17 protein-coding genes and 1 tRNA gene are annotated in these 20631 nt (G+C 67.5%); 6 read left to right on the forward strand and 12 right to left on the reverse strand.

The window, feature by feature from the left end; genetic code table 11:
* Positions 1–211 precede the first annotated feature (211 nt).
* From cysS to F7R26_RS06650, 6 genes are all read left to right on the forward strand, one after another.
* Complete coding sequence (gene cysS, locus F7R26_RS06625) at positions 212–1600, forward strand: cysteine--tRNA ligase (RefSeq protein ID WP_150983884.1); 1389 nt, start codon at positions 212–214, stop codon at positions 1598–1600.
* A complete protein-coding gene (locus tag F7R26_RS06630; protein ID WP_170301736.1) occupies positions 1585–2529 on the forward strand; it encodes a DNA-3-methyladenine glycosylase family protein in 945 nt (314 codons plus the stop codon). The genes cysS and F7R26_RS06630 overlap by 16 nt, the downstream gene beginning before the upstream one ends.
* A 114-nt stretch (positions 2530–2643) precedes the next feature.
* Positions 2644–3615: an acetyl-CoA carboxylase carboxyltransferase subunit alpha gene (locus F7R26_RS06635; RefSeq protein WP_150983885.1), complete on the forward strand. Its 972-nt coding sequence runs from the start codon at positions 2644–2646 to the stop codon at positions 3613–3615.
* On the forward strand, positions 3581–5047 hold the full coding sequence (gene tilS / locus F7R26_RS06640; RefSeq protein WP_416351310.1) for a tRNA lysidine(34) synthetase TilS: 1467 nt from the start codon (positions 3581–3583) through the stop codon (positions 5045–5047). The genes F7R26_RS06635 and tilS overlap by 35 nt, the downstream gene beginning before the upstream one ends.
* Before the next feature lie 141 nt (positions 5048–5188).
* The gene (locus F7R26_RS06645; protein WP_150983886.1) at positions 5189–6439 is read left to right on the forward strand and encodes an aspartate kinase; all 1251 of its coding nucleotides are present in this window, start codon (positions 5189–5191) and stop codon (positions 6437–6439) included.
* 150 nt (positions 6440–6589) lie between these two features.
* Positions 6590–6683: transfer RNA gene (locus tag F7R26_RS06650), tRNA-Ser, on the forward strand.
* Between the two features lie 195 nt (positions 6684–6878).
* Here F7R26_RS06650 and F7R26_RS06655 read toward each other — a convergent pair.
* The 12 genes from F7R26_RS06655 to F7R26_RS06710 all read right to left on the reverse strand — a co-directional run bounded on the left by F7R26_RS06655 (position 6879) and on the right by F7R26_RS06710 (position 20556).
* Positions 6879–8024 (reverse strand): FAD binding domain-containing protein, encoded by a 1146-nt coding sequence (locus F7R26_RS06655; RefSeq protein WP_241754442.1) that lies wholly within the window; start codon positions 8022–8024, stop codon positions 6879–6881.
* Between the two features lie 79 nt (positions 8025–8103).
* Positions 8104–10368 (reverse strand): xanthine dehydrogenase family protein molybdopterin-binding subunit, encoded by a 2265-nt coding sequence (locus F7R26_RS06660; protein WP_150983888.1) that lies wholly within the window; start codon positions 10366–10368, stop codon positions 8104–8106.
* On the reverse strand, positions 10365–10874 hold the full coding sequence (locus F7R26_RS06665; protein WP_150983889.1) for a (2Fe-2S)-binding protein: 510 nt from the start codon (positions 10872–10874) through the stop codon (positions 10365–10367). The genes F7R26_RS06660 and F7R26_RS06665 overlap by 4 nt, the downstream gene beginning before the upstream one ends.
* On the reverse strand, positions 10871–12151 hold the full coding sequence (locus F7R26_RS06670) for a cytochrome c (RefSeq protein ID WP_150983890.1): 1281 nt from the start codon (positions 12149–12151) through the stop codon (positions 10871–10873). The genes F7R26_RS06665 and F7R26_RS06670 overlap by 4 nt, the downstream gene beginning before the upstream one ends.
* A gap of 247 nt (positions 12152–12398) precedes the next feature.
* Entirely contained in the window at positions 12399–13511 is a 1113-nt protein-coding gene (locus F7R26_RS06675; protein ID WP_150983891.1) for an alkene reductase, read from the reverse strand.
* Between the two features lie 194 nt (positions 13512–13705).
* Positions 13706–14629, reverse strand: coding sequence for a LysR family transcriptional regulator (locus F7R26_RS06680; RefSeq protein ID WP_150983892.1), 924 nt, complete (start codon positions 14627–14629; stop codon positions 13706–13708).
* 45 nt (positions 14630–14674) lie between these two features.
* A complete protein-coding gene (locus F7R26_RS06685) occupies positions 14675–15271 on the reverse strand; it encodes a TetR/AcrR family transcriptional regulator (RefSeq protein WP_150983963.1) in 597 nt (198 codons plus the stop codon).
* Between the two features lie 207 nt (positions 15272–15478).
* Complete coding sequence (gene actP, locus F7R26_RS06690; protein WP_150983893.1) at positions 15479–17119, reverse strand: cation/acetate symporter ActP; 1641 nt, start codon at positions 17117–17119, stop codon at positions 15479–15481.
* Complete coding sequence (locus F7R26_RS06695; protein WP_150983894.1) at positions 17116–17478, reverse strand: DUF485 domain-containing protein; 363 nt, start codon at positions 17476–17478, stop codon at positions 17116–17118. The genes actP and F7R26_RS06695 overlap by 4 nt, the downstream gene beginning before the upstream one ends.
* 52 nt (positions 17479–17530) lie before the next feature.
* A complete protein-coding gene (locus F7R26_RS06700; RefSeq protein ID WP_150983895.1) occupies positions 17531–18754 on the reverse strand; it encodes an FAD binding domain-containing protein in 1224 nt (407 codons plus the stop codon).
* Between the two features lie 2 nt (positions 18755–18756).
* Positions 18757–19245: a VOC family protein gene (locus F7R26_RS06705; protein WP_150983896.1), complete on the reverse strand. Its 489-nt coding sequence runs from the start codon at positions 19243–19245 to the stop codon at positions 18757–18759.
* A 153-nt stretch (positions 19246–19398) separates the two neighbouring features.
* Positions 19399–20556, reverse strand: coding sequence for an FAD binding domain-containing protein (locus tag F7R26_RS06710; protein ID WP_150983897.1), 1158 nt, complete (start codon positions 20554–20556; stop codon positions 19399–19401).
* Positions 20557–20631: the final 75 nt, after the last annotated feature.

Genomic DNA, 20631 nt, shown 5'->3' on the forward strand with positions numbered 1-20631 from the left:
GGCCATGCCGGCCCGGGTATCGGCGCGCCGGCCTGCGCTGGCTCGGCCCGAACCGGCTTGTCCGTGATGCGGTGCAAGGCGGGCGACGACCTGCCGGGCTCGGGCGCTTCCGGTAAGATATGGGGCGCGCCAGGCTTTGCGCTGGCGCAAGTTGCCGGTCTCGCGAATGGCGCGACAATGGCGCCAATCCCTCATCCATTCACCTCGTTTCATGCATCCTCTGAATATCTACAACACGCTCGCGCGTGAAAAGCAGCCTTTCGTGCCAATCGAACCCGGCCGTGTACGCATGTATGTCTGCGGCATGACGGTGTACGACTATTGCCACGTCGGCCATGCGCGCGTGATGGTGGTATTCGACATGGTGCAGCGCTGGCTGCGCACCGCCGGCTACGACGTGACGTATGTACAGAACATCACCGACATCGATGACAAGATCATTCGCCGCGCCGCGGAGAATGGCGAGACCATCGGCGCGCTGACCGACCGCTTCATCCGCTACATGCACGAAGACGCCGACGCACTCGGCATCCAGCGCCCGGACCATGAGCCGCGCGCCACCGACTACGTGCCGCAGATGCTCGACATCATCAGCAAGCTCGAAGCCCGCGGCCTGGCCTACCACGCCAGCGATGGCGACGTGAACTACGCCGTGCGCAAGTTTCCCAACTACGGCCGCCTGTCGGGCAAGTCGCTGGAGGACCTGCGCGCCGGCGAGCGCGTGGCCACCAACGAAGCCAAGCACGATCCGCTCGATTTCGTCCTGTGGAAGTCCGCCAAGGAAAGCGAACCCGCCGAAAGCAAGTGGGATTCGAAGTGGGGCTCGGGCCGCCCGGGCTGGCATATCGAGTGCTCGGCGATGAGCTGCGCCTTGCTGGGCGAGCATTTCGACATCCACGGCGGTGGCGCCGACCTGCAGTTCCCGCACCACGAGAACGAGATCGCGCAGTCCGAGGGCGCCAGTGGCAAGACGTTCGTCAACCTGTGGATGCACAACGGCTTCGTGCGCATCAACGACGAGAAGATGTCGAAGTCGCTCGGCAACTTCTTCACCATCCGCGATGTGCTCAAGGAGTACGACGCCGAGGTGGTGCGCTTCTTCATCCTGCGCGCGCACTACCGCAGCCCGCTGCACTACAGCAACGTCCACCTGGAAGACGCTCGTCACTCGCTGACGCGCCTGTACACGGCGCTCAAGGACGTGCAGCCCGATGCCCTGCCGCTGGACTGGGAAGAGGCGCATGCGCGGCGCTTTGTCGACGCAATGGGCGATGACTTCAATACGCCGATCGCCATGGCCGTGCTGTTCGACCTGGCCGGCGAAGTCAATCGCACCGGCTCCGGCGCGATGGCGCGCCAGCTCAAGGGCCTGGCCGCCACGCTGGGCTTGCTGGGGCGCGACGCCCATGCGTTCCTGCAAGGCGGCAAGCCGGCCGATGGCCTGGAGCCGGAGCAGATCGAGGGGCTGATCGCGGCGCGCAAGCAGGCCAAGGCCGAGCGCAATTTTGCCGAAGCCGACCGCATCCGTGCCGAGCTGCTGGCGGGCGGCGTGGTTCTCGAGGACAAGCCCGGCGGTGCTACCGAGTGGAGGCGCGCTTGAACGCTGCCGTGCGCAAGACGGCGACGCCCGCGGCGCCGTCCAAGACTGCTGCGACCACCAAGGCCAAGCCGCCGGCGCCCGCGAAGCTGCCTGCAAAGCCGCCAAAGCCGTCAAAGCCGCAGAAGGCAAGCCCGGCGGCGAACGTTGCCAGGCCTGTGAAAGCGGCCACCAAGGCTGCCGGCAAGTCATCCGGCCCGGTGCTCAAGGCGGACGGCAAGCCCGCCCCCAAGACCGGCGCGCGCGCGGCCAAGGCGCCCGTGCTGCCGGAAGCCGAGGCGTTGCCCCTGCCGGTCGAAACGGTGGTGGATGCCGTGCGTCCGGCTTATTGGGACGAGGCCTGCGCCGACCTGATGAAGCGCGACCGCATCCTGCGCAAGATGATCCCCACCTACGGCCCCGCGCACCTGATTTCGCGCGGCGACCCGTTCATCACGCTGGCCCGCTCCGTGGTGGGCCAGCAGATCTCGGTGAAGGCCGCGCAGACGGTGTGGGAGCGGCTGGTGGCGGTTTGTCCCAAGCTCACGCCGGCGCAGATGCTCAAGGCGGGGCACGACAACCTGGCCGCCTGCGGGCTGTCGCGCCGCAAGGCGGAATACATCGTCGACCTTGCCGAGCATTTCAAGGCGGGGCGCGTGCATGTGAATAGCTGGACCGAGATGGATGACGAAGCCGTCATCGCGGAGCTGACGCAGATCCGCGGCATTGGCCGCTGGACCGCCGAAATGTTCCTGATGTTCAACCTGATGCGGCCCAATGTGCTGCCGCTCGATGACGTCGGCCTGATCAACGCCATCTCGGCAAATTATTTCAGTGGCGAGCCCGTCACGCGCAGTGAGGCGCGCGAGGTGGCGGCCAACTGGGAGCCCTGGCGCACCGTCGCCACCTGGTACATGTGGCGCAGTCTTGATCCGCTGCCTGTGACGTATTAGGCTGGAAGGCAGCAGAATTTGCATGGAAGTGCGCAAGACTGCATCCGCAGACTTGCGGTTTAGTGGGCGAATTCCGGTAGAATGCGCTCCTTCACAGACAGGTACGCGAGTCTCATGAAAACCACCTTCCTAGATTTTGAGCAGCCGATTGCCGAACTCGAGGCAAAGATCGAAGAACTGCGATTTGTGCAGGACGATTCGGCTGTCGATATCTCCGAAGAGATTTCGCGGCTGGCCGGCAAAAGCCAGCAGCTTACCAAGGACATCTACGCCAACCTGACCCCATGGCAGGTGGCACAGATCGCCCGGCATCCGCAACGTCCGTACACGCTGGACTATGTGCGGGAGATCTTCACCGACTTCCACGAGCTGCACGGCGACCGCTCCTTTGCCGACGATCTGTCGATCGTGGGCGGCCTGGCCCGCTTCAACGGGCAGGCATGCATGGTGATCGGTCACCAGAAGGGACGCGACACCAAAGAGCGCGCGATGCGCAACTTTGGCATGCCCAAGCCCGAGGGCTACCGCAAGGCCAAGCGCCTGATGGAACTCGCCGACAAGTTCGGCCTGCCGATCTTCACTTTTGTTGACACGCCGGGTGCATTCCCCGGCATCGACGCGGAAGAGCGCGGCCAGTCCGAAGCCATCGGTCACAATCTCTACGTGATGGCCGGCCTCAAGGTGCCCCTGATCGCCACCATCATCGGCGAAGGCGGCTCCGGCGGCGCGCTGGCGATTGCCGTGGGCGACGTGGTGCAGATGCTGCAATTTGCCACCTACGCCGTGATCTCGCCGGAAGGCTGCGCTTCCATCCTGTGGAAGACCGCCGAGAAGGCGCCGGAAGCTGCCGAAGCCCTCGGCCTGACCGCGCACCGCCTCAAGGCACTCGGCCTGATCGACAAGATCGTCAGCGAGCCGCTGGGCGGCGCGCACCGCGACGTCAAGGGCATGGCCGCCATGCTCAAGCGTTCGCTGGCGGATTCGCTGCGCCAGTTCCAGGGCATGAGCGTGAAGGAGCTGCAGGCGCGTCGCAACGAGCGTCTGCTGGCCTATGGCAAGTTCAAGGAAACCGGCGCACCGGGCTGACCCGTCCGCCGGCTTGATCGACAAGGTCGCACAGGCGCTTCAGGCCGGTGCGGCCTTTGTTGTTTCTGGCGACGGCACACGGGCAGGCACGGTGGCGGTGGCACTCTCCGGCGGACGCGATTCGGTCGCGCTGCTGCACGCGCTGCGTGCAGCAGTGGTGGCGTCGTCGCTGCCGCTGCGCGTGGTGGCGCTGCATGTGCATCATGGCCTGCAGGCCGAGGCGGACCAGTGGGACGTGTTCTGCGCGACGCTATGCGCCGACTGGCAACTGCCGTTCTACAGCCGGCGTGTCTCGGTCAGCCAGGGGCAGGGCGAAGGGCTGGAGGCGGCGGCGCGCCGCGCGCGCTACGCTGCGCTCGAAGCCATGTGCGACGAGGCCGGGGCGGAGTTGCTGCTGTTTGCCCATCACCTGGACGACCAGGTCGAGACGGTGCTGCTGCGCTTGTTCCGTGGCGCCGGGCTGGCCGGGCTTGGCGGCATGCCGCGCCTGCGCCGGCTCGGGGCAAGGCAGCAGATTGTCTTGCTGCGTCCGTGGCTCGAGGTCGGCCGTGATGATATCGATGCGTACTGCGCCGTGAATGCGCTGCCTTGGATCGATGATCCTTCCAATGACGATTCCCGATTCGCCCGCAACGCGCTGAGGCAGCACATGCCCGCGCTGGCCGCGGCGTTTCCCGCATTGCGCGCCAACGTGGCGCAAGCCGCCGCCCACCTGGCACAGGCAGGCGAATTGCTTGATGCGCTGGCTACGCAATGGATGGCGGGGCTGGTGCGCACGCCACGCGATGCCAGCACGCTGGCTGAACTCGATCTTGCCGGGCTGCGCGCGCTGCCGCCGGCCGAGGCCGACGCCGTGCTGCGGCTGTGGCTGCGCGAGCTTGGCACGCAGGCCCCGTCCACCGCGCGGCTGTCCGCCATGCGCGCGCAACTGATCGAGCATGAAGGCGGCGAGCCTGCCATCCAGCACGAGACCCTGATGTTGCATCGTTTCCGGGGGCGCGTGCTGGCCCGCCGCGCGGGGCCAGCCATCGAGTCTGAAGACCTGGCGCTGCACTGGCAGGGCGAGCCACGCCTGGCCGTGCCTGCGTGGCATGGTGAGCTGCGCTTTGCGCGCGACGATACCTTTGGCCTGCCGGAGGCAGCGCTGCGCCGGCCCCTGCGCCTCGCCGCGCGCCAGGGCGGCGAGCGCATCGTGCTGCGTCCGGGTGGACCCGCGCGCGCGCTCAAGCAGGCCTACCAGGAGGCTGGCGTGCCGATGGCGCGGCGCGCGCGGCTGCCGCTGCTGTGGTCGGGCGATCAGCTCGTGTTCGCGGCGGGCCTGGGCATGCATCGGCGCTGGCCAGATGCACCGGCCGCGCCGCGCTGGCGTGTCGAATGGGTCGAGTGGGTCGAGCCGGTTGCATCGCCCGGGCACGGCGCGGCCATCGAATAAGCCTCGGCAGGCCGCTTACCACCCGCGATATTCCTCGCGCGCCACTTGCCGTGGCCGTCGTCCGAGCCGCCCACACCTTGCCTTGGGACTCCCCTTCGTGTATTTTCAAGGGTTTGCACAATCGCTGGTGTCGACAAACAGATGGCTCTCATCGTTCACAAATACGGTGGCACTTCGATGGGTTCTCCGGAACGCATCAAGAATGTCGCCAAGCGCGTTGCCAAATGGCATCGTGCAGGTCACCGCGTAGTCGTGGTGCCTTCGGCCATGTCAGGCGAGACCAATCGCCTGCTTGGCCTTGCCAAGGAAATTTCGGCGCAGCCGAGCCCGCGCGAGCTGGATATGCTGGCCGCCACCGGCGAGCAAGCCAGTTCCGCGTTGCTCGCGATTGCGCTGCAAGGCGAGGGCGTCGACGCGATCAGCTACACCGGCTGGCAAGTGCCGGTGAAGACCGACTCGTCCTATACCAAGGCCCGCATCGAGTCCATCGATGACGAGCGCATCCTGGCCGATCTCGACGCCGGGCGCGTGGTGGTGGTCACGGGCTTCCAGGGCATCGACGACAACGGCAACATCACCACGCTTGGCCGCGGTGGTTCCGACACCTCGGCCGTGGCGATCGCCGCCGCCATCGAGGCTGAGGAATGCCTGATCTACACCGACGTGGACGGGGTCTACACCACCGATCCGCGCGTGGTCGAAGACGCTCGCCGCCTGGACCAGATCACCTTCGAGGAAATGCTGGAAATGGCCAGCCTGGGCTCCAAGGTGCTGCAGATCCGTTCGGTGGAATTCGCCGGCAAGTACCGCGTGAAGACCCGCGTGCTGTCGTCGCTCACCGACCCCCTGATGCCCCTCGAGCAAGAAATGCACTCGGGCACGCTGATCACTTTTGAGGAAAATTCTGAAATGGAAGCAGCCGTCATCTCCGGCATCGCCTTTGCCCGTGACGAGGCGAAGATCACCGTCCTGGGCGTGCCCGACAAGCCCGGCATCGCATACCAGATCCTGGGCCCGGTAGCCGACGCCAACATCGACGTCGACATGATCATCCAGAACCAGTCCGTCGACGGCAAGACCGACTTCACCTTCACCGTGCCGCGCGGCGAATACCAGCGCGCGCTTGCCATCCTCAACGACGGCGTGAAGGCACATATCGGCGCCGCCAGCGTATCGGGCGACCCGAAGGTATCGAAGGTCTCGGTAGTCGGCGTGGGCATGCGCTCGCACGTCGGCATCGCCAGCAAGATGTTCCGCACGCTGTCCGAAGAAGGCATCAACATCCAGATGATCTCCACGTCGGAAATCAAGATCTCGGTGCTGATCGACGAGAAGTACATGGAGCTCGCCGTGCGCGCGCTGCATAAGGTGTTCGAGCTGGATCAGGCGTGATCCATGCAAGGCAGGCCGCGTGCGGCCTGCGCTTCTAACGGGCTGTGAAAGTTTTTTCAATTAGTCATCGAATCACCGTTGACCAATTGAAATCTGACCGATAGAATACGCGCTTCGTTGTGTGGCCTCCCTCACACAACGGCAGATTTGGGAGACGTGGCCGAGAGGTCGAAGGCACTCCCCTGCTAAGGGAGCATCCGGGCCAAAACCTGGATCGAGGGTTCGAATCCCTCCGTCTCCGCCACTACATCAGTATTGGCGGCAGAACCCCGGAAGATTGCGGTCTTCCGGGGTTTTGTTTTTTGTGCTCCCCGTTTCACTGCTCACCTTTTCATTGCTGCCCCCGCGTGTGTGCCTGACACAGACTGACCGGGAGCCAGCATGTACCTCACCCGCCGAGACGGCATCTACTACCTGTGCAAGCGCGCTGCCGTGCCGCTCAGTCAGGCTTCATGACACCCATGATGCGCCGGCCGAGCGAGATACCCCACTGGGCCAGGCGCTTGTCCTCGGCCCACTGGCTTCGATCCCACGCCGCGAGTGCGTCGTCGATGCGCTCCCCGCCGGCCTGCAGCGCGCGCGCCAGGGCCACGGCATTGGCTGCCGCCTTGCCCGCGCCCGCGCCGGTATGCGGACGCGCCACGAAGGCGGCATCGCCTAGCAGCACCGCGCGGCCAAAGCGCATGCGCGGCGCTGCGTAATCCTGGATCAGCTGCAGGAAGGGATCGCGGGTCGATGCGACCAGTGCCGCGAACACGGGTGCGAGGCTGTCCGCCGCGGCAAGCCGCAGCGCCTGGGCATCGGCATCCTTGAGCGCGCCCGGGGGCAGCGAATGCGTGTGCTGGCGGCCATGGCGGTCCAGCAGCACGGCCGCCAGCGGTTCTCCCGCGGGCAGCGCGCGGTACCAGACCCAGTTCAGGCGCCGTTCGTTGCGCCGGGCCGATCCGTCCTCGCCGGGAATCAGGTAGGTCAGCATCTGATGTCCCGGCTCGTCCTGGAAGGCGAAAGCATCGACCAGCAGCGACCTGGCCTGCTCGCCCAGCGCTGCCTCGGGCAGCACGCCGCGCCAGGCGACATAGCCGGCATAGGCGGGTGCATCGCCGGGCAGTAGTTGCTGCCGCACGGTGGACAGTGGTCCGTCGGCGCCGACCAGCAGATCCGCGTGCTCGGTGCGGCCCGACGCGAAGCGGGCCGTCACATGATCGGCCTCGCGGTCCAGCGTGACCAGTTCCTCGCCCGCATGGATCATGCGCGGATCAAGTGCGCCTTTCATCAGCGCATAGAGTCCGTTCCAGGCGATTTGCGTCTGCGGCATGTCGATGCGGCGCACCACACCCTCGCGGTCCAGGAAGATGCGGTCCTTTGACGGCACGCCGAACTCTGGCGGGTGCGCGACCCCGGCGAAGGCCAGCGCGTCGAGCACGCCGGGCTGCAGCACGAGCCCGCCGCCGCGGCTGTCGAGCTGCTGCGGCGAGCGCTCGAAGACATCGACATCCCAGCCGATGGCGCGCAGGCAGATTGCGGTAAAGAGCCCGCCGAGCGAGCCGCCGATCACGATGGCGCGGTAAGGTCTGGACGTGGGCATGGTGGGCATGATGGTCATGGGGTTGAGAGGTTCAGGGGGCGGGCGCCGGTCAGCGCCAGGGGGCATGGCATGCTGCGCGCTACGGCGCGATTTCCCTGCGCAGCTGCTCGCCGCCCAGCGGCATGTCGCGCAGGCGCTTGCCGGTGGCATCGAACAGGGCGTTGCCGATGGCGCCCGCGGTGGGCCCCATGGCGGCTTCGGCCACGCCGAGGAACGGCGTGCCGGGGCGGTCGATCAGGTGCACGTTGACGGTGGTCGGCACGGCGGAGAAGCGCATGATCGGATAGGCGCTCCAGTCGAAACTGCCGATGCCGCCGGTGTCAAAGCGCAGCTGCTCGTACAGCGTCCAGCTCGCAGCCTGCAGGACACCGCCCTCGATCTGGTTGCGCACGCCATCCGGATTGACGATCTGCCCGCAATCGACGGCCACCTCCGCATGCTCCAGGCGCACCAGTCCCGTGTCGCGTACCACGGAGATCTCCAGTGCGATCGCCATATAGCCCATCAGGTTCTTGTACCTGGCGAACGCGAAGCCGACGCCGTGGCCGGGCTTGCGGCCGCGCCGGGGCCAGCCGAACCTGGCGGCGGCAAGCTGGATCACGTCGCGCGCGCGCGGGTCTTCCAGATGCCGCAGCCGGAACGCCACGGGATCGGTGTTGGCCGCGGCGGCCAGTTCGTCCATGAAGCTCTCGATCGAGAAGACGTTCATGTGCGCGCCCAGCGAGCGCATCGCCGAGGTGCGCAGCGGCATGGTCGGCGAGAAGTGGTTGACGATGTGCGAGGCCGGGAGCTTGTAGAGCGGAATCGCATTGCGGTCGCCGCCGCCCTCGGGCTGCAGCATCGGGACCGAGGGCGCGGGGACGAAGGGCCTGGCCAGCTGGGTGGCGGGCAGTAGCCGGCCCGCGTTGACCACGCGCTCGTTATGCGAGCTGCTCCACAGCGCGTAGTCCCAGTCGACGATATGGCCACCGGCGTCGAGCGAGGCCTTGACCTCGGTGACCATGGCCGGCGTGAAGTGGTCCCACAGGTTCTCCTGGTCACGCATCCATTGCACGCGCACCGGCTTTCCCGGCAGCGCGCGGGCCAGATAGGCGGCGTGCGCGGCGGCGTCGTCAGCGCCGTTGTGCCCGTAGCAGCCCGAGCCTTCCACGTGGATGCAGCGCAGCTTGTCCTTGGGCATCGACAGCATCTCGGCAAGGCCGTCGCGCAGCGGGTAGACGCCCTGGGAGTGGGTCCAGACGGTCAGCACGCCGTCCTGCATCTGCGCGACGGCGCACGAGGGGCCGATCGATCCGTGCATCAGGTAGTGCTTGGTATAGCTGGCGGCCAGCGTCCTGGTGCCTGCCGGCACAGCGCCCCGCGTGTTGGCGATCTCGATGTGCTGCGTGCAAAGCGGCTTGAGCTGCGCTATCACGTCGGCGGGGCGGGGCAACGCACGCCCCTTGCTCCAGCGGCAGGCGGCGCCGAGCGCGCGCTGAGCCAGTACTGCCTGCCATTCCCCCGTGGCCACCACGGCGAGCAGGTTGCCGTCGCGCACGACGGCGATCACGCCGGGCATGGACTTGACCGCGGTCTCGTCGACCGACAGCAGGGCAGCGTCATAGGCAGGCGGCAACACCACGCGCGCATGCACCATGCCCGGCATGGCCAGGTCCTGGACATAGCTCGGCTTGCCGGTGACCTTGCCGGGAATGTCCAGCCGAGCCATCGGCGTGCCGATCACGTAGAACGATTTGGGGTCGCGCAGCGGCGAGGCGGGTGTTGCCGCGCGGTGCAGGTTCACAGCGGGCAGCAGTTCGCCGAACGACAGCGAGCGCCCGTCGGGGGCCGTGATGCGCGCATTGCCGACCGACAGCGACGCGGCATCGACACGCAGCTGCCGCGCGGCGGCGTCGGTCAGCAGCCCGCGCACCTGGGCCGCCGCGTTGAGCAGGGCGCTGCCGCTGTCGGCCATGGTGTGGCTGCCGGCGGTCAGCCCTTCGTCCGGCGAACGGCCGGTATCGGCGCTCAGGAAGGTAATCAGCGCGGGCGCCATCTGCAGTTCTTCCGCTGCCACCTGCAGCAGCGCGGTGCGCACACCAGTGCCTAGCTCGACCTTGCCGGTGTACACCGTGACCTGGTTGTCGGGGGCGATCCTGATCCAGGCGTCGAGATAGGGATTGGTCTTCAGGCTGCCCGCCAATGCGCCGTACTGCCGCGCGACCTGCACGGCGGCACCCTCGTCGGCCAGCACCAGCTGCGCCATGGCCTTGCGGCCCGGCAGCAGCGTGAAGCCCACCACCAGCGAGCCCGAGACCAGGATGGCGCGGCGGCCCAGGTCGATGTGGTCGTCATGGCCGCTCATCGCGCCCCCTCCTTGCCGCCCTCGGCCTTGACCATGCCCGGGCGCACGGCGCCGGGCATGCCGGCCACGGCGCGGATGGCCGCCAGGATGCGCATATGGGTGCCGCACCGGCACAGGTTGGGTTCCATGTGCGCGCGTAGCTCGGCCTCGGTGGGATGCGCGTTGACCTCCAGCAGGGCCTGCGCGCGCATGATCATGCCTGCGATGCAGTAGCCGCATTGCGCCGCCTGGTGGTCGATGAAGGCCTTCTGCAAGGGCCCCGGCCTGTCGGCGGTGCCCAGGCTCTCGATGGTGCGCACCGGCCGGGCACCGACCGATGCCACCGGCATCAGGCACGAAAACACCGCGCGGTCGCCGACGATGACGGTGCAGGCGCCGCACTGGCCCAGGCCGCAGCCGAACTTGGCGCCGTGCAGGTGCAGCTCGCCGCGCAGGGCATAGAGCAGCGGCGTGGACGGATCGATGTCCAGCGCGTGGCTGGCGCCGTTGACGGTGAGCTTGATCATCTCGATTCGTCCTCTTTCCTGAGTTTAGCGATGGTGTCCTGCACGCCGGTCCACGGCGGCTGCCGGGTGTAGGTGGCGCGCAGGTAGGCCGCCAGGTCGGCAAGCTGCTGGTCGTCGAAGGCTTGTGCGAACGCTGGCATGTAGTGCATCGCGTTCTCGCCGTTCCACGCCACGCCTTGCAGCATCATCTGGATGGTGTTGCGCGGCGTGCTCGCGTTGACCGCGGAACTGGTGGCGAGGCTGGGGCGGCCACCCACGCTCTGCATTGGCGAACCGGTGCCATGGCAGGCGGCGCAAGCGCCGGTGAAGAGCGTCGCGCCGCGCGCGATGGCGGACTGGTCGGTCACGGCCGCCGAGACCGGCACCACGGCGGGCGCGGGTGCCGGCTTTTGCAGCGACATCAGATAGCTCGCAATGGCATCGACGTCCGCCTCTGGCACGGTGGCCAGTTCGAGCGTGACCGGCAGCATCGGCCCGGCTGCCGCGCCATGCGCCGCGGAGATGCCGGTGCGCAGGTATGTGCTTAGCTGCGCCCTGGTCCAGGGCACGGGCCCGCTCGCCAGGCGGTTCAGCGGCGGCGCTTCCCAGTTGTCCACCACGCCGCCGTCGAAGGCGCGGCCCGGCTTTTCCCCGCCGATGGCATTGAGCGGCGAGTGGCAGGCGGCGCAGTGGCCAAGTCCGTCCACCAGCAGGCGGCCGCGGTGCCAGGCCTCATCCTGCGCGGGATCGTGTTGCGCTTCGCCGGGTCGCAGGAACAGCACGTTCCAGAAGGCGACCAGGGGCCGGAAGTTGAGCGGGAAGATCAGCGCATTGGTAGGCGGCCTGGCCGTTACGGGCTCGCGCCGCATCAGGTAGGCATAGGCCGCCTCGATCTCGCGGTCCGACATCCTGGTGAAGTGGATGTACGGAAAGGCCGGATAGAGCTGGTGGCCGTCGCGCGCGATGCCGCGCCGCATGGCACGCGTGAAGGCGTCCAGCGACCAGTTGCCGATGCCGGTTTGCACATCGGGCGTGATGTTGGTCGAGTAGATCGTGCCGAACGGCGTGACCAGCGGCAGGCCGCCAGCGAAGGGCTGGCCGCCCTTGGCCGTATGGCATACCGCGCAGTCGCCGAGCGCCACCACGCGGGCGCCCTCCAGTGTCAGTGCGCGGTCGACGGAGGCAGGCGCGGGCGTGGCGACCGGCGCGATGGCTGGCTCCCACATGATGCCGGCGGCAGCTAGCAGGGCAACCGCCGCCGCCCCTGCCGCCGCGAGAAGGATGGGCCGGCGTTTCATGCCTGGCCTGCCGAGAGTCGATGCCGGTTCATTGCGGGAATCCTTGTATCGATAGAGGCCCGCGGCGCGCATTGCTTGCATCGGGACCTTTGGCAGCGGCGGGAAGGCGCGGCTCAACTTGCATGGTAGGAGCCGTGTCGACCGGCAACAATCAGACGAGTGGTCTGTGGCGCCCAAACCAAAGTATGAGAGGGCGGGCGGTGCTCGACCCGGCCGAGCACGCCGATCGCCTGCCGGCTACCCGCATTCACGCCGCGACCGGATAATCGGTGTAGCCTCCGGCACCGCCGCCGAAGAATGACGTGGCATCTGGCGCGTTCAAGGGCAGGCCGCCACGCAGCCGGGCGGGCAGATCGGGATTGGCGATGAATGGGCGGCCGAAGGCGATGATGTCGGCGCGGCCGCTGGCGAGGGCGTGTTCGGCGCTGTCGCGGCCGTAGCCGCCCGCCAGCATCAGCACGCCGCGGAAGGCCGCGCGCAGTTGCTGGATGATCGCGTCCCAGCGGGGATCGGCGTGCTCTTCCTTGACGGTGCCGACCATGGCCGGCTCAACCAGGTGCAGGTAGGCCAGGCCCCGGGTGTCGAGCTGGCGCACGATGTAGCCGAAGGTCTCTTCAGGCGATGCGTCTCCCATGCCCATGAAGCGCCCCATGGGCGTCAGCCGCACGGCAACGCGCGCGGGCCCAACCTCCGCCGCGATCGCGTCCACCACCTCCAGCAGCAGCCGTGCCCGGTTCTCGATGCTGCCGCCATAGGCGTCGTCGCGTTGGTTGCTGTTGGAGTTGATGAACTGGTCAAGCAGGTAGCCGTTGCCGGCGTGGATCTCCACGCCATCCATGCCCGCGGCCATGGCGTTGCGGGCGGCGTGCCGGTAGTCGGACACGATGTCGTGGATGCCGGCCACGGTCAGCGCCTGTGGCACAGGCACGTCGCCCCAGGCGCCGTTGCCCTGCGCGTCGATAATGAAGGTCTTGCCGGGGACGGGCAGGGCGCTGGGCGCCACCGGCAGCGCGCCGCCGGGCTGGAACACCGGGTGCGAGACGCGGCCGACGTGCCACAGTTGCATGAAGATGATGCCGCCTTGCCCATGCACGGCGTCGCTGACCGCCTGCCATCCCTGGATCTGTGCCTCGCTATGGATGCCCGGTGTCCAGGCGTAGCCCTGCCCCTGTTGCGAGATCTGCGTGGCTTCGGTGACGATCAGCGCCGCGCCGGCACGCTGCCGGTAGTACTCGACATTCAGGTCGGTGGGCACGTTGCCGGGCTGGCCGGCGCGCGAGCGCGTCAGCGGCGCCATGGCAACGCGATGCGGCAAGGTATGGCTGCCGAGGCGAACGGGGGTGAAGAGATGGTGGGTCACGGTGGTTCTCCGTCAGGTGCGATGGGTCGGTCGGCGGCAGCAGGCTTGCCTTCGCGCCGCGCTGGTTGTCTCGGAAAGAGATGACCTCAAGGTTAGGTGCTAACCCGTCGCCGGAGAATCGGGCCACCGCGCAACGTTGCGTTGCGCTGGCGGCAAGGGGGAGGGGGAGGGAGAGCGGGAAAGCGGTAGGGGCGTCAGGCGCCCGCTTCGTTCCGGCCGGTCGGCCCGGGAATCCGCGAGAGAAAGCCGAGGAAGGCGGCGATGCGCCGCGAGCCGCGCTGGTTGGGCAGGTAGAGCGCGGTGATGGCCGAGCTGGCGCGGTTGGGGTTGACGGTCCAGTCGTCCAGGAGCGCGGTCAGGCGCCCGCTCTGGATATCGTCGTCGACCAGCCAGTCGGGCAGCAGGGCGATGCCGGCGTCGGCCAGCGCCAGCTCGCGCAGCACTTCGGCGTTGTTGCTCTTGAAGGTGCCCGGAACGGGCACCTGGACTTCCTCTGTGCCGCGCAGCAAGGTCCACATCTGCGTGCCCGCGCCGTACGTGAAGCGCAGGCACGCATGCCCGGCCAGTTCCGCCGGCGCGGTGGGGATGCCGCGCTGCTGCAGATAGCCAGGACTTGCCACCACCCTGCGCCGGAACGTGCCGATCTGACGCGCCACCACTTCATCGAGCGACGCGGCGCTGCCCAGGCGGATCGATAGATCGATGCGTTCGCCGAGCAGGTCGACAATCTCGTCGGTCAGCGTGACCTCCAGTTCCAGCTTCGGATACTGCGCGATCAGGCTGCCGAGGAAGGGCGCGATGCAGCGGCGCCCGAACGCCACCGGCAGCGACACGCGAAGCTGGCCCACCGGCGTATCGCCACGGTCGGCGATCAGCGCATCGGCTTCCGCCACCGCGTCGAGGATCTTGCGTGCCCGCTGGTAATAGGCCGCGCCGGCCTCGGACACCGTTACCTGCCGTGTCGACCGGTTCAGCAGCACGGTGCCCAGCTCCTCCTCCAGGCCGTCCATCATGCGGGTCACCGATGACGTGGCCAGGTTGACCCGCCGCGCGGCGGAGGAGAACCCCTTGGCGTCGACGGTCTCGACGAACAGCTTCAAAGCCAGCAGCTTGTCCATAGGTAAGACTCCAGCGGTAAGAGTGTCGTCTATCCCTGCAGGGGCTCAGTTGCCGGGCTTGTCGGGGGCACGCAGGGAACGCATGACGGCAGGCGCGCCGTGGAGAAACATGTCTACCTTGCGGCGGATCACGGCATCGATGTCCGAGGGCACCTTGAGGCCATAGACCCATTTGCGCACGCCGAGATAGAAGATGGCCGCGTGCAGGCCCCAGATCATCTCGACCTCGGCTTCCAGCTCGGCCGCATTGCGCGGCTCCGGGATGCCGTACGCGGCGCGCACCTCGGCCAGCACGGGCAGGAAGACCTTGCTGCGCAGCTTGTTGAGGTACTTGTTGTTGATGCCTTCGCGCGTGAGGCCGGCAAAGATGAAGACCCGGATCCATTCCTCGCGCAGGATCACGGACGCATAGTCGAGGTAGAACGCATACAGCCGTTCGGTCAGCGGCGTGGCGCGATCGGCGATCTGGCGTTCCCAGTCGGGCCGCCATTGAAACACTTCGCTGTAGACCCGGTCGATCAGCGCCTCCTTGCTGGAGAAGTAGCGGTACAGCAAGGGCTGGGTGACGCCAATCTGCTTGGCGAGATCGCGCGTGCTGCCGGAGAATCCGTTGCGCGTGAAGTGCTCGATGGCCTTCTGCACGATCTGCTGCTCCCGCTCTTCGGGGAGCAGCCGTTTTGCGGTCTTGGCCGGGGCAGGGGTTTCCAGCGGCGTTGCGTCTCGTTTCATTCGTTCACCTGTGACAGGCACGTCCCGTGCGGAGCGTTTGCGGCATTGTACCAATCGGGTGATAAATTGTGACGCACGGCCGGGCTGCCGGCGTGGGGCCGGCAGCACAGGACACGGGACCTACTGCGGCTTGACCAGCCCCAGCTCGCAATCGACCAGCTGATTGTTGAAGGCGCCGCGTTCGCGCGCACCGCGCGCGGACCGGTCGGTGACCGAGAACACGTAAATGCCGGCAAAGGCCACCAGCATGGAGAACAGCGCCGGGTACTCGTAGGGGTAGATGGCGCTCGCATGGCCAAGCACCTGCACCCACACGGTCGGGCTCAGCACCGTCAGCACCACCGCGCTCAGCAAGCCAAGAGAGCCGCCCACCACAGCACCCCGCGTGGTCAGTCCGCGCCAGTAGATCGACAGCAGCAGCACCGGGAAATTCGAGCTGGCGGCGATCGAAAAGGTCAGGCTGACGATAAAGGCAATGGTCTGCTTCTCGAACAGGATGCCCAGCAGGATGGACAGTACGCCCAGCACCAGCGTGGTCATCCGGGAGACGCGCATCTCCTCCTTGTCGGTGGCGTTGCCCTGGCGCAGGACCTTGGCATAGAGGTCGTGCGAGATGGCGGAGGAACCTGCCAGCGTCAGCCCCGCCACCACGGCCAGGATGGTCGAGAACGCCACCGCGCAGATGAAGCCGAGGAAGAGGTTGCCGCCGACGGCATGGGCCAGGTGCACGGCCACCATGTTGACGCCGCCGATCACCGCGCCGGCAGGCGTGTGGTAGGCCGGATCGCTGGCGACCAGCGCGATGGTGCCGAAGCCGATGATGATGATCAGCGCGTAGCCGATGCCGACGATGCCGGTGGCATACAGGATGCTCTTGCGTGCCGCCTTGACGTCGCCGACGGTGAAGAAGCGCATCAGGATATGCGGCAGGCCCGCGGTGCCGAAGATCAGCGCCAGGCCGAGCGATACCGCGGAGACGGGATCGGAGACCAGGCCGCCCGGGCGCATGATGGCCGCATGCTTGCCGTGGGCCTCGATGGCCTGCGCGAACAGCGCATTCATGCTGAAGCCGAAGCGGCTCATCACCATGAACGCCATGAAGGCGGCGCCCGCCAGCAGCAGCACTGCCTTGATGATCTGGATCCAGGTGGTGGCCAGCATGCCGCCGAAGAACACATAGACCACCATCAGCACGCCGACCAGCACCACCGCCGCCGTGTAGCTGAAGCCGAACAGCAGCTCCACCAGCTTGCCGGCCCCCACCATCTGCGACACCAGGTACAGCAGCACGATGACGATGGAGCTGGACGCGGAGAACGCGCGGATGGGGCGCTGCTGCAGGCGGTATGAGACCACGTCCGCCAGCGTGAAGCGGCCCAGGTTGCGCAGTGGCTCGGCGATCAGGAACAGGATGATCGGCCAGCTGGCGAGAAAGCCGATGGAGTAGATCAGGCCATCGTAGCCGCTGGTGAAGACCAGCGCGGAGATGCCCAGCAGCGAGGCCGCCGACATGTAGTCGCCGGCAATGGCCCAGCCGTTCTGCAGGGCAGTGATCTTGCCGCCGGCTGCATAGTGGTCGGCCACGCTGTGGTTGCTCCTGGCCGCCCAGCGCGTGACCACGAGCGTGGCGGCCACGAACATCAGGAACATGGCGATGGCGATGACGTTCATGCCCTGGCCCACCGAGCTCGACGCCGCAAAGGCTGGCAAGGCGGTGAGCAACAGGGCCGCGCCGATGGCGCGGAGGTTGGCTTGCTTCATTTTGTTGCCCCTTGCTTGATTTCGCTGATCCGCTGGTCGTACACGGTGTTGGTGCGATGCACGTACACCGCCACCAGCAGGAAGGTCAGCGCGAACATGCCGAAGCCCACGGGAATGCCCACGCTCATGGGCTGGCCCAGGGTCAGCTGGCGGCCCAGCAGCGCGGGCCGGAAGGCGAGCGTGAGGATGTAGCCGAAGTACACCGCCAGCATGATGGCGGTCAGCGCCCACGCGAACCTGCGGCGCGCGCGCACCAGGGACTGGAATGCAGGATCGGCGAGCAGGGGATTCGGTGGGGGCGCAGCGAGCGCGGCGCTTTCGCGGGCGGCTGCGGCAAAGGTGGGGGCGGTGTGTTCCAAGGTTGTCTCCGTTGGGGGGGGCGGTTGGTCTGGCGGGAGTGCGGCGGCGCGCTCAGAAGCGCGTCGATACCGCCGTCTCGCGCATCACGGCTTCCGGCGTGCGATAGCGCTCGGCCATCTGGCGGTCGGTCTCGTTCTTGAGCTGCGCCTGCATATAGGCGCCGAGGTGGCGCGCGTGCTGGACGATGGCCGCGCCCACCTGCACGCGCTCGGCGCTGTAGGTCTCCAGTGCGGCACTGACACTGTCATGCGCTTGCAGAGCCTTGACCAGCGAGATGGCGTCGCCCGCGGCCTTGGTCACACCCATGCCGCAGTGCGGGCGCGCCACGAAGGCGGCGTCGCCGAGCAGCGCCACGCGGTCGAAGGCCATGCGCGGCACCTCAAGGTCGAAGATGGGCTGGAACAGTGGCTGCGCGGCCTTGGTCACGACCTCGCCGAACTGGGGCGCCAGGTTGGCCAGCGCGGCTTCCTCCATGCTGGCAAGCACGTCCGGGCGGATCAGTCCCGGCGGGATGCCGCCGGACCAGCGCTTGCCGCTGGCATCGGTCAGCAGGTCGGGCAGGTCCACGTCTTCGCTGGTGGCGCGATACCACACGAAGTTGTAGCGGCGCTCGCCAACCCGGGTGCTGTTGCCCTGGCCCGCCACCGGGTAGCCGAGGATCTGTTCGCGCGGGGGCAGGCAGAAGGCGAACTTCTCGAACAGCATGTCGCGCGTGGCTTCGCTCAGGCTCGTTTCGTCCACCAGGCCGCGCCAGGCGATGTACCCAGCGTACTGGAGCCGGGCCTCGGGCAACAGGCACTCGCGCAACGCGGAACGGAAGCCGTCCGCGGCGATGACGAGATCGGCGTGATGGATCGAGCCGTCGTCCAGCATCACCACGGCGCGGCCGGGCTCGCTGCGCACCGATACCACATTGGCGCCCGTGCGGTACGTGCCCCCGGTAAAGGCGGAGCGCAGCACGTGGTACATCTTGCCCCATGCCGTCAGCGTTTGCGGCAGCTCACGTTGCGACAGCACGCTGCCGTCCTGGCCCAGCGTCAGCCGGGACTTCACCTGCACGCCGATGGAGTCGTCCACCTCGACCCCGGCGGCGGCCAGAGCCTCGAACAATTCCGGATGCGTGACGATGCCCGCGCCGCGCCCGGCGAGGGCTTCGGGAACGCGCTCGCATACCTCCACTTCCCACCCGGCGCGGGCGAGCAGGTTGGCCGCGAACAACCCGCCCAGCGAGCCGCCCACGATGATGGCCTTCGGCCGAGTCGATAGGGTTGTCATGATCAGTCTCCTGCCACTTCGGGGTGAGGCGCGCGCGCGCCGTTGCCCGGGATTTCAAGGCCCGCCACCTCGGCAGCGGGGTAGTTCAGTTCGATGGTGACGCCGGAAGGGTCCTCGATGAACACCTGGTGCAGGCCCAGGCTGGGGACGGTGCGGTCGCGCCACGGGATGCCTTCGGCTTCCAGCTTCGCCCACATCTGCGCCACGCCGGTGGCCAGGAACGCAATGTGGTCGAGGGTGCCAGTGCCCGCCGCCGAGGGGGCGCGCTCGCCGAGGTAGGCGGACAGCCCGCCGGGGTTGCCGGGGTCGGCGCCGATGATGTGGACTGTGCCGAAGTCACCTTCGTCCCCGCCCATGTACAGCCAGGCGCCGGGGAAATCGAAGGGCGGGCGATAGCCTCGCCTGAATCCGAGGATGCGTTCGTAGAAGGCGCAGGATTGCTCGAGGTCCGTGGTGCGGATCGAGAAGTGCGCGAGCTTGCGGATGGTCATGGTTGCCTCTGCTATTGATCGGTCGATTAGTGATCGTGTGATAAATTGTAGGTCGGCTGCGTGGAACGGCCAAGAGCAAAAAAGGGGAGTACTTACCCTGATCGGCGGAGTGTATGCCGGCTGCGCCACTTCTTCGCGGCGCAGCCCTGTGCCTTAGTGCAGTGCGATCCCCATGATGCGGTTGCCCATGCGGATGCCCCACTGGGTCATCTGCTCGCCTTGTGCGTGTTCGCCCTGTTGCCAGCGCTGCAGCGCCCGGTCCGGGTCGGCCGCGCCGTCAAGCGCCTTGGCCAGCGCCACGGCATTGGCCGCGGCCTTGGCGGTGCTGCCGGCGGTATGGGGGCGGGGAATGAAGGCGGCATCGCCGGTCAGCAGCACGCGGCCGAACACCATGCGTGGCACCTGCAAGTCCTGGATGGCCTGGACAAAGATCTGATCGGTGTTGTCGATCAGCGCGCGGAACGCGGGGTTGGCGCGCGCGGCCGCGGTCTGGCGAAACCAACGCTCTTGCTCGGCCGACAGCATGCCTGGAGGGATCGAATGGCCGCGGCGTTTTCCGTCGCGATCGGTGAGCACGGCATCGAGCGCAGCGCCGGGCTCGGCCTTCAGGTACCAGAGCCAGTTGAAGCGGCGCCGTCCGGGCGCCGTGGCGCCGTCGGCACCGGGCACCATGTACTGCAGCATCATCGAGTCGCGGTCTTGCTGGAACACGAAGTTCTCATGCAGCAGCGGCCTGGCCGATTCGGGCAGAAGGCCCTCGTCGACGAGGCCACGCCAGACGACATAGCCGGCATAGGTGGGGGCGACGCCGGGCAGCACGATCCCGCGCACGGTAGAGCCGGCGCCGTCGGCACCGACCAGCAGCTCGCCGCACGCCTGGCGTCCATCGGCAAACGTGGCGCAAACGCCGTGCTCGTGCTGCGCGATAGCGGTGAGCGCGGCACCGCGATGATAGTGCGCCGCCGGGAAATGATCGAGCAGGGTGGAATACAGCGTGTTCCACGAGGTCTGTGTCTGCGGCATGCGCTGGCGGTAGAGCACGTGGCCGCCTTGGTCCAGGAACAGCCGGTCGTGCGAGCGCACACCCAGCGCGCCGTGCGCGGCGATGCCGGCGAACGAGAACGCCCGCAGCACCTCTGGCTGCAGGACAATGCCGCCGCCACGGCTGTCGAGGTCCGATGCCGAACGCTCGAACACGTCGACCTGCCAGCCCACGGCACGCAGCGCGGTGGCCGTAAACAGGCCGCCCAGCGAGCCGCCTATGACCAGGGCCCTGCGCGGGCCGACGGAGGATGCGTCGTTGGTGTTCATGTGTGGCTCCAGAGTGCGAGTGGATGCGTTGCATCGTAGAAGCGTCCGGGTCCGCAGGGAATGCATGGCCGGGGC

Origin of the sequence: Cupriavidus basilensis (assembly GCF_008801925.2) — a bacterium.
Classification (GTDB): Bacteria; Pseudomonadota; Gammaproteobacteria; order Burkholderiales; family Burkholderiaceae; genus Cupriavidus; species Cupriavidus basilensis.

Excerpts from the sequence above, each read along its gene's own strand:
- cysS (WP_150983884.1), top strand. The coding sequence starts at position 212 with ATGCATCCTCTGAATATCTACAACACGCTCGCGCGTGAAAAGCAGCCT.
- F7R26_RS06635 (WP_150983885.1), top strand. The coding sequence starts at position 2,644 with ATGAAAACCACCTTCCTAGATTTTGAGCAGCCGATTGCCGAACTCGAG.
- tilS (WP_416351310.1), top strand. The coding sequence starts at position 3,581 with ATGGCAAGTTCAAGGAAACCGGCGCACCGGGCTGACCCGTCCGCCGGC.
- F7R26_RS06645 (WP_150983886.1), top strand. The coding sequence starts at position 5,189 with ATGGCTCTCATCGTTCACAAATACGGTGGCACTTCGATGGGTTCTCCG.
- F7R26_RS06655 (WP_241754442.1), bottom strand. The coding sequence starts at position 8,024 with ATGCCCACGTCCAGACCTTACCGCGCCATCGTGATCGGCGGCTCGCTC.
- F7R26_RS06660 (WP_150983888.1), bottom strand. The coding sequence starts at position 10,368 with ATGAGCGGCCATGACGACCACATCGACCTGGGCCGCCGCGCCATCCTG.
- F7R26_RS06665 (WP_150983889.1), bottom strand. The coding sequence starts at position 10,874 with ATGATCAAGCTCACCGTCAACGGCGCCAGCCACGCGCTGGACATCGAT.
- F7R26_RS06670 (WP_150983890.1), bottom strand. The coding sequence starts at position 12,151 with ATGAAACGCCGGCCCATCCTTCTCGCGGCGGCAGGGGCGGCGGCGGTT.
- F7R26_RS06680 (WP_150983892.1), bottom strand. The coding sequence starts at position 14,629 with ATGGACAAGCTGCTGGCTTTGAAGCTGTTCGTCGAGACCGTCGACGCC.
- actP (WP_150983893.1), bottom strand. The coding sequence starts at position 17,119 with ATGAAGCAAGCCAACCTCCGCGCCATCGGCGCGGCCCTGTTGCTCACC.
- F7R26_RS06700 (WP_150983895.1), bottom strand. The coding sequence starts at position 18,754 with ATGACAACCCTATCGACTCGGCCGAAGGCCATCATCGTGGGCGGCTCG.
- F7R26_RS06705 (WP_150983896.1), bottom strand. The coding sequence starts at position 19,245 with ATGACCATCCGCAAGCTCGCGCACTTCTCGATCCGCACCACGGACCTC.
- F7R26_RS06710 (WP_150983897.1), bottom strand. The coding sequence starts at position 20,556 with ATGAACACCAACGACGCATCCTCCGTCGGCCCGCGCAGGGCCCTGGTC.